Here is an 8,579-nt window from a genome sequence, read left to right on the forward strand (position 1 = left end):
CTCCTGCTTAGGGTAGCTCCTCGATCCAGTGGGCAATGGCTCCTGGGTACGTGCCAATCACGCGGATGTCCCTTGATCCCCAGCGCGGATTGAGGCTGGTGTCAAGCCGCACGGTAACAGTCGAAGCACGGCGCAACACCGTGGACCCCGTAGGCGGCTCGACACGCGGGTTCAGGTGCAGTACACGACCTGTCTGGCCGTACACCTCGTACAACCGGTCTTGGCCAGCGGCGTTGCCCACACGAACCATCGAACCACGAGGTGGGTCAGCAACACCGGCGCGCGCTGTGATCGTGACGTCCGTGAAACGGCCCGATAGCTGCACGACAGTCACAGACCAGTCACCGTCGGCCGCGTAGACGTCATCGATGGGCAGGTTCGCATCCGGGCCAGCCAGTGGCAGCTCTACCAGTTGCGCGGCGCCGCCCAGGGAGTCCAGGAACAGGCCAAGCTCACGTGTCGACCACGGTCTCACCTCAGTCTCGATCCGCCAGACGGGCGGGTTCGGATCATGCGGAGGTCCCTTGCTCCGTACCTGCTGACCAGGCACCACCACCTGGCAGTCGATCCGTTCCAGCCAGATGTCGGCCGGCCAGGCAACGCCAGCCACTACACGCCTCCATCGATCGCCACGGAACACCAGGTAGCGCTGGCGGCGCTGTAGCAGCCTGCGGCGCGCTGGCACCGCCGTAGGCTGACCCACGCGGACGGTCGCTGCGCGCCGAGAACGGCCGCTGTCGGGCCGCCCGCGCCCATCAGACGTTCCCTCGGTTCTGCATCCGAGCGATCCTGGCATCAATGACCCGGTTGAGCTGCGGGATGGCCCGGTCGGAGAACAGTGCGTAGTTCTCCTCGGCGTTACCGCCCTCGAACACGAACGTGGGCGAGATGGTGACACCTCCCAGGCCAGGCTCTACGTGCGCGCCAGACGGCAGGAACACGCGCTCGGCACCGCGCTCGCCCACGATGTAGTCACCACTGAAGTTGATGGCGCCACCGAACTGCCGACTGCCGCCGAAGAAGCCCAGGCCCTGGCTGAGGTTGCCGGCGCCATACTGAAGCAGGTTCGACAACGCAGCCAGGAACACATCCTCCCATTCCAGTGTGTCGCGGATGGCAGCATCGAACACGTCCTCGATCGTGGAGCCCAGCAGCCGATAGCGGCCCAACTGCTGGTCCAGCAAAGCCTGTTCCGCCTCGTTGATTTCGTCCAGGCGCTGCTGGTTGATCCGGTTCAGTGTCTCGTTCCGGATCGCTTCCTGCTCCTCGGCCAGCTCAGCCGCTGCCTCCCTCTCCTCGCGGATACGTTCGAGCCGCTGTTCGTTCACGCGGTTCAGGGTCTCGTCGCGGATTTCGCCACGGGCCGCGGCCAGCTCCCGCTCTGCTTCGATGGCTGCGAGCGTCTGCTCGTTGACACGGTTCAGCGCTTCGGCGCGGATCTGCTCCGCCGCAGCCGCGTCGCGCACTGCCTGTTTCTGCTGTTCCAGGAACGTCTCGACAGCCCGCTCGAAATCGAAGTCGACCAGCTCTACCTCGACATCAGGCAACGGCGCCAGGCCCTCCAACGGCTGCCGGTTGTCAACGTCGAAGACGGTTGGCTGCCTGAACTGTGCGCCCGGGATCCGATCACGAAAGATCGATCCGAAGGCTCCAAAGAAACTGCCCTGGTCTTCGAACTCGCCCTCCACGTTGAGCGAGTCGATGAACTCGTTCACGTTGTCGCGGATGGTGGCCGAGAATCCGGCCGCAGCCTCCAGGCTGCCAGCCAACCCTGCGGACGGCCCCAAGCCGCGCTCCATCGTGTCAACCCACTCGATCGCTTCCGTCTTGATGAGCTGGAAGGACTGGCCAACACCGAACCTAAGCTCCTCGCCCAGGTCAGCCGACACGTCCTCGGCTGCCTCGAAGGCGTCAACGAGCACGTCGCGCGTGAGCTGTCCTTCGGCCGCGGCATTGCGGATGTCACCTATGCCGTTCACCTCAAAGTCGATCCGGGCTTCCTCTGACAGGCGCCGGAAGCCAGTGACCAGTACACGGGTGATGCCGGGCAGACTCTCCAGCACCGACCGCAACTCATCGCCCTGGAAGCGATTGGACGCGAAGCCCTGCGTCAACTGCACCAGGCCGGCGTTCAGCTCTCTAACGCTCGAGCCGCCAGCGATGCCGGCGCGCAACAGGCTCTCCGTGAGCCTCAGAACACGGCCATCGTCTATGTCCTCGATCGAGAAGCGCAGCCGCCCGTACACCTCGGCCAGATCAGCGACGTCGGTACGCCAGCGCTGTGAGATGTCAACCAGCTCCTGCCGTACGGCAAGCTGCTGGGCCTCCGTCTCCGTGACCACTCGCAGCCTGTTCTCGAGGCGGACGTTAGCGTCGGCGAGCTGGATGTACTCGCGGCCTATCAGGCCGACAGCAGTGCCTACGAGCGTGGCCCGGGCGGCAACCCTGCCCAGCGTCGTCTCGGCCGACGCCATGTTGCGATTGAAGTCCGTGACGTCGGACGTGAACCGTGCCCGCAGTGTCCCTATGTCAACCATCCCGGCTCCCGCTGCCGGCGCGCGGCAATGTACGCCTGACGCTCCTCGACCGTGGCATCACGGATTTCCTCCGGCAGCTTGGCCATCAGCTCCCGGTGATCCGCTACGAGCTTGTCCAGGTCGTGCCACCACATGACATCATACGCGCTGACCGGGTCATCCTTTGTCGACGCGGCCTGGGCTATCCGTTTCGCTCCCAGGTACTGCATGCCGCGGTAGCCGCGCATGGGATTTCGCTCGATGTACCACTGCCAGGCGTTGTACTCGGTCAGCGAGAAGCCACGCCCGGGGCGGCCGGCTATGAACGATCGGATCCGCGCCCAGAGGCTGCGCCGGCCGTAGTCGGCGCCCAGAACATGGGTCAACCGGGCGCCGGCTTCTATGGCGACCTCGAAGTCGCGCTCTACTGGCCGAACTACTCGGCCACCGACTTCGAGCCCTGGCCCTCTTTTCCCAGGTCTGACCCGTCGATGGTGGTGCGCCGCAACCCACACATCTTCTGCGCGGTCACCGCCAGCTCACAATCGGTCGGCCCCTCACCGTTCAGGTGCGCGTTCTCGTAGAGCTTCGCGAACCAGTGCTCGGGATCGTGGCCATCGGTATCGCATATGGAGATGCAGGTGGCCGCTACCTCAACCTGCGATGCCATGAGTTCAGGAAGGCGCTCGTCAGTGCGATCGCCCTTCTTGATCTCGGGCTGTGCCATCTGCACCGCTACGATGCGCTCGACATCTGCCCTGGTCGATGGGTAACGCAGCTCAACGGTGCTGCCGAGGAAGGGAACCTGAACCATCAGGCTGCCGCAACGGTTGGTAGGTTGGTCGGCCGCTCGTAGGGCACATTGTCATCCACCAGCTCGAACACAATCGCGGCCGTTGCCACCTGGCCGCGCTCACCGCCCGAGAAGTCACCGATCCGAGGTGCCGAGATCACGAGCAAGTTGAAGAAGCCCGTGTCCGTGGCCGGCCAGACCGTCTTGTAGACCACAGCAGCTACGGCAGCCACCAGCTCCGTACCTTCGGTGAATTCGGACATGGCACCGGCTGTTATGCCCTGCTGGTCCAGCAACACCGTGAGTTCGTCTATCTGTGCCGTGAGATCGACCGAGCCTGCCTTGCCTTCCAGTTCCCTGATGACGAAGTCCTTGCCGGCTGCTGGTCCTGAAGCCGGCTGTAGCGCCATGCCCTTCGTCACGTCGGCAACGTGCGGGTCGCCGGCGAAGGTCGGCACGAACGCCTGGCTTATCTCGACCGTGCCAGTCAGTGCGCTGGACACGGGAAGCTCGAGACGCCGCTGGCGTACAGGAAGGCGCGTTGACGTGCCCTCCAGAGCGGCGATGGCACGGTAGTCGCGCAGGTGTGCCGCCATGTCCACCTGTAGCGTGAGCGTGCGCGGCTGCTGGCTCACATCCGGATCGATGGTGCGGATGTTGCCTGATGGTGCCCGCTGGCGCTGATCTTGCCCGGCGCCGGCCGCAGGGCTTGACAGCGACAGCCCCTTCACCTCGCCCGGGAAAGTGACTACACGGCCGTTGATGTTGACGTCGATGAACGTCCCATAGGCCTCGCGGCCGGTCTGTACTCCTGTCGGGTTCGGCATCGCCTACCTCCTGCGCGTGATTGTTACATGCGGAACTGTACATGGGCAACGCGGCGGAACGTGGTAGCGCGCTCCACCACCAGGTCCAGGCCGTGGTTGTCGGTGAGGTACTCCCACCCATCGGCCTTCAGCTCCTTGCGGAACGCCTCGGCCAGTGTGCGTGACTGGCGGTAGTCCTGGGCAATCACATCGACCAGGAACGTCTCGAAGTTGATGGGGCGGTTGCCGGACGGCGCCGCCTCACCGAACGGCTGGATGCCTTGCGAGGTGTACAGCAGGCATGGGAACTTGAGCTTATGGCGGCCGCCAGTCACAACGGCGCGCTGCACCTGCGGATAGATGTTCGAGGCGTCGTTCGGAGCGGCTACCGCCCAGGCACGTTCCAGCTCATCGATGGGTGCATTGATCTGCGTCATTCGCGAACCGTCCCTGTTGGCTCCGTGGCTTCCAGTGTCACGCGCCAGATGTTGCGCAGATTGAGCATTGGCATGTAGCCACGGATACGATGCCTGATCCCGTCTATCTCTGCGTGCCAGCTCGTACCCACCCCATCCGGTGGCGACAGAACCTCGTAGACATCGTCGCTGGTCGAGGTGAATGCACTGTCAACAGAACCTACGTACTTTTCCGGCATCCTGATGAGCCGCGCGCCCGTTGGTGTGTGCCTGTACTCACCGTCCGTCGCGGTTGGCTGAATGAAGACGATCTGTTTGGTGAACCGCCGCCTCATCGTCGTCGCTGGAACACCAGCAGCGGGGACACGAAACGGGTGTGACGAACAAGGTCTCGCAACGAGTCGCGGCCCAAGGCCTGAGCTATCCGCACACTGTTACGGGTGTACACGAGCGCATCCAACATGAAGAGCCGCGCCCTAATGTACCTGGTGCCCAGCTCGAGGAAGCGGCCATAGGGAGCCGTGGGGCCGCCAGCCAGCAGGTCGTAGCCGCTCAGGAAGCGCCCATGCAAATCTCGTGCCTGCACGATCTTCATGGAGCGGCGCAACGCCCAGGTGATGTTGTTGAACGAACGTGTCCGCTGCGCGTGGCGTAGGGCAATGTAGGCCAGGCCGCGAGCCACCGGCAGGCCCATGCGCCGCGGGGCCTGATTGCGCATCCGGCTCATGTGGCCGCGCATCGCTTCTGTGCCGTCTACCCTGAAATCGATGTACACCCGCTGGCTCTTTGCCTGTAGCGGTTAGGGCTTGGTGTCGACGCCGCTCTTTCTCGGAGACGGCTTCGGCGACGGCTTCTGAGCATCGTCCACGATCTCAAGCAGCAACCTTGTGGCGCTGGTGAGTTCAGCGACGATCTCGTGGACCAGCGAGCCGTCGATTGCCATGTCGTCTGTCCGGTCCAGTGCTTCCGATACCTGCTTCAGCTTCTTGTTCATTGCCTGTCTCCTAAAGTGGAATGGTGGTTCTGTGGCTGAAATCTACTACACCAATCGACTTCACAAGTGACGGGGAACTTGGCCTCGATCTCGATATCAGTCTTCACTGGCACCGGAGGGCGCTCGTGGCACTCGCCCTCTTCAAGCTTCGTACCCGTAGCGTCGCAGTACCAGTGCCGGCAGTCAGCGCAGGCGGTCACAGCCACACCGCCAGAGCCAGTAACAGGACGGCACACACAGCCTCGCGCCACCCGCAAGCGGCGATCGCCATCCTAGCCTCGTCCAGTCCGCTCACTGGACACTCACTCCTGCCTGCCTGAAAGCGCGCCCAGGCGGGTTTTCGCCGCTCTTGCGCGGCTGCCGATGACGGCAGCACTAAGCCCGCAACGAGTAGACCGTGATCGTGATGGCGCTGCCGTCGGCGAACTTCATCCACGATTGGCGGGACTCTTTGATGATCGCGGCGATGGCAGCGGGCTCCAGGTCGGCCAGCTCATGGCCGGCCCACTCATGTTCCTCGCCCTGGTGGTCCGTAGTCCGCATCAGCGACACGGCCTGCATCGCAGCGACTTCGACGACTTCGCTTGCTGCTCCCATTGGTGTGCTCCTCCTTTGTTTTCCTCTTAGTGCCTGAACCTGAATGATGAGCCGGACGCCGGCGTTGGTGCGTCGGAAGGATGCCTGAGCTCGAACACGTGGTACGCCTTGCCATCGATTTCTATGTCGTAGGCTGTCCACACGCGCAGCGTGTTTCGGCTTGGATCTCTTGCGCCAAGCGCATAGATGCCAGTCACGGGACCAGCAGCGACTGGCGACGCGATGGCGATGTCCACCTCGCCACCCCGATAGTCGAAGTGGCCCAACTGTATCGTGTCGCCAACTGCCACTGTACCGCGACTGGACATGAAGTCATCCTCGGCGAACTGCTGCACCGGCGCCGGATCCAAGTGCCACGCTGAACGCAACAGCCAGTCCGCCTCCAGGCTGATCGCCTGATCTAGGCTTAGTGATCCACTACGGACGTGTGCTGTCGCCGTGACCTCTCCGGCGGTCGCCGGCTTGAGTGACCATTCGTCGACGACCTCCGCTCCGCTTTGGTTCGTGAGCCAGCGCTGAGCTGGCCGCGGGCCGCCGGTCGGCTCGGGCAGGTCGGTCGTTTCGCCGACGGCGATCCTCGCCGGCGCCCGCAGCGCCAGCGGCGCGGACACAGAGGCGCGGAACTCGTGGAAGACCGAGCCGACCGCGTCGGTGGCGATCATCCGATAGGTGCGCTCTGGCGCCAGCTCGGTCGCCGCGCCCGTGATCGTCGGGACCCCTTCAATGACCTCCAACACCTTGCCTGTTGGCAGCGGCCACGCCATCGAGTAGGAGAGTTCACCCGTCGCTCCCCGCGCCGCTGGCAGAGCGTCAGACGCTTCCTTACGGAGGATCCAGTCGAACGTCACGACGGGATGTGCAGCCAGGCCATGCGGACGATGATCGGAATGTAGGCCGACGCCCAGGCGCCCAAGCCCCGATCCGTGTTCCAGTAACGGTACTCCCTACCGTCGATGGTGATGTCCGTCGCAGCCGCCGCGATTACGACCCCCGGACTCCAGACGCTTGGAATGCCACGATTCACCGTGACCGTGTCCAACAGTCCCAGCGCCGTCCCCGGAGCCAGGTCGCCGGGGACGGCGAAGTACTCATCGGCGACGCTCGTTTTCGGCAGCGCGAACGCTCCGCGCCCGGTCGTGATCGTCGGGGTCCACGACCCGAACGTCCGGCTGTAGCTCGTCATGCCGTCGGCGCCTAGAAAGTCGGCCGGCGTAAACGGGTCTGCGTCCCCACGGATCGCGAAGCGCCGCAGGATGCGCGGATCCGGCTCAGGGATCGCCACGTCGCCGATCTGAGACAGCGTCGTCTCCCCGGTACGAACGCTGACCATCGCCTTCCGTTCGTCCGTCGAGTTTCGCGCGATCTGTACCGCGCCAGTGAGGTTGAGCAGGTTCGGCTGGATGCCTGCGGCCGGGCCGGCACGGCTGATCGTGCCAACAATCGGGATCGGGGTCGTCATTCTCTGTCTCCCTTAGATGGTAAACGTGAAGCCGCTGAGCACGTCGTAGCCGACGGTAGCGCTCCGCAAGACAACGTAAGGTCCACCGCCAGGAATCACCGTCAACCCTACCTCCTGAAACCAGTTGGCCTGGTTGAACGGCGGCACCGGCTCAAACCTCTCGAAAGCTCCACGTGAGAGAGGCCAGAACAGGTAGATGAACTTGCTGCCCGTGAACTCGGGCAGTGTGAGTTCATTCGTCTCGGTAGACGTGCCGCTGGTCGGATCGACCTCAGCGGACATGTCCTCCTCGGTCGCCACTGCGTACACGATCGGCGCCATTCGATTCTCCTCTTAGGTCAAGGTCCAGGCGAAGCCGTTCAAGCTCGGGAAGAACACAGTCCTCGATTGCCAGTGGTGTCCCGTTTCACCGTCCACGACGACCTGCCCCATGTCCTCAAGCGAGGCAATCGACTCGAACCCGGCAAGTATGGCAGAGGCCAGCACACCCCGAGCGCTTGGATAGAAGAAGCTCACGTACTGCCCATTTTCACCTGGCGGGACCACGATGTCAGGCGGCGTGATGCGGTTCGTCGTGCTGCTCGTCCTAGACGACTCAATGAAGGCTTGGTCCGTGGCGCTCATAAAGCGGATGTCGTGGGCATCGGCGTAGAGAGTCGTCACGTCGGGTTCAGGTGGCACCACAACCACGGTGTTTCCACTCATCCAGTCCCGCGTCAACTCCTCTAGCTGGTCCTTGACTCCATCAACCGAGTCACCTGCATGCAGGCGCTCAGCCACGAGGATCACCGCGCGCTTCAAGTTTCGCGGCACGCCCGATCCGTCTTCTTCGCTGTCAACACCGTGGACTAACTGAACCTCGATCGAACTGCCGGGCTCAATCAGAGGCCAACCACCTGCCAGTCCCAGCGACGCCGGCATGATCCGGTTTTCACCCTGTCGCGGCGTCAGCACCGTCCCAACGTCGAAGTTTGAGACCGAATCGTTCGTGACGGCTG

General features: G+C 63.6%; 13 protein-coding genes. All 13 read right to left on the reverse strand.

Annotated elements, in window-relative coordinates:
- Nucleotides 1–7 precede the first annotated feature (7 nt).
- Nucleotides 8–685: a hypothetical protein gene (locus ACOGXE_RS00225; RefSeq protein WP_419930449.1), complete on the reverse strand. Its 678-nt coding sequence runs from the start codon at nt 683–685 to the stop codon at nt 8–10.
- 70 nt (nt 686–755) lie between these two features.
- Entirely contained in the window at nt 756–2,537 is a 1,782-nt protein-coding gene (locus tag ACOGXE_RS00230) for a tape measure protein (RefSeq protein ID WP_419930450.1), read from the reverse strand.
- A complete protein-coding gene (locus ACOGXE_RS00235; RefSeq protein ID WP_419930451.1) occupies nt 2,525–2,902 on the reverse strand; it encodes a hypothetical protein in 378 nt (125 codons plus the stop codon). The genes ACOGXE_RS00230 and ACOGXE_RS00235 overlap by 13 nt, the downstream gene beginning before the upstream one ends.
- A gap of 50 nt (nt 2,903–2,952) precedes the next feature.
- Complete coding sequence (locus ACOGXE_RS00240) at nt 2,953–3,330, reverse strand: hypothetical protein (protein WP_419930452.1); 378 nt, start codon at nt 3,328–3,330, stop codon at nt 2,953–2,955.
- Entirely contained in the window at nt 3,330–4,136 is an 807-nt protein-coding gene (locus tag ACOGXE_RS00245) for a hypothetical protein (RefSeq protein ID WP_419930453.1), read from the reverse strand. Before ACOGXE_RS00245 ends, ACOGXE_RS00240 begins: the two co-directional genes overlap by 1 nt.
- 23 nt (nt 4,137–4,159) lie before the next feature.
- Nucleotides 4,160–4,552, reverse strand: coding sequence for a hypothetical protein (locus ACOGXE_RS00250; protein WP_419930454.1), 393 nt, complete (start codon nt 4,550–4,552; stop codon nt 4,160–4,162).
- Between the two features lie 310 nt (nt 4,553–4,862).
- On the reverse strand, nt 4,863–5,306 hold the full coding sequence (locus ACOGXE_RS00255; RefSeq protein WP_419930455.1) for a hypothetical protein: 444 nt from the start codon (nt 5,304–5,306) through the stop codon (nt 4,863–4,865).
- A 24-nt stretch (nt 5,307–5,330) separates the two neighbouring features.
- Nucleotides 5,331–5,525 carry a hypothetical protein gene (locus ACOGXE_RS00260; protein WP_419930456.1) on the reverse strand — a complete coding sequence of 65 codons (195 nt, stop codon included), beginning with the start codon at nt 5,523–5,525 and terminating at the stop codon, nt 5,331–5,333.
- 375 nt (nt 5,526–5,900) lie between these two features.
- Nucleotides 5,901–6,122, reverse strand: coding sequence for a hypothetical protein (locus ACOGXE_RS00265; protein ID WP_419930457.1), 222 nt, complete (start codon nt 6,120–6,122; stop codon nt 5,901–5,903).
- Nucleotides 6,123–6,148: 26 nt separating this feature from the next.
- Entirely contained in the window at nt 6,149–6,970 is an 822-nt protein-coding gene (locus tag ACOGXE_RS00270; RefSeq protein ID WP_419930458.1) for a hypothetical protein, read from the reverse strand.
- A complete protein-coding gene (locus ACOGXE_RS00275) occupies nt 6,967–7,581 on the reverse strand; it encodes a hypothetical protein (RefSeq protein ID WP_419930459.1) in 615 nt (204 codons plus the stop codon). Before ACOGXE_RS00275 ends, ACOGXE_RS00270 begins: the two co-directional genes overlap by 4 nt.
- Nucleotides 7,582–7,593: 12 nt before the next feature.
- A complete protein-coding gene (locus tag ACOGXE_RS00280; RefSeq protein WP_419930460.1) occupies nt 7,594–7,902 on the reverse strand; it encodes a hypothetical protein in 309 nt (102 codons plus the stop codon).
- 12 nt (nt 7,903–7,914) lie between these two features.
- Nucleotides 7,915–8,579, reverse strand: a 665-nt coding sequence (locus ACOGXE_RS00285; RefSeq protein ID WP_419930461.1) for a hypothetical protein, incomplete at its 5' end; no start/stop codon positions are given.

This window comes from Candidatus Poriferisodalis sp. (assembly GCF_965208555.1).
In the GTDB taxonomy this organism is placed as follows: domain Bacteria; phylum Actinomycetota; class Acidimicrobiia; order Acidimicrobiales; family Poriferisodalaceae; genus Poriferisodalis.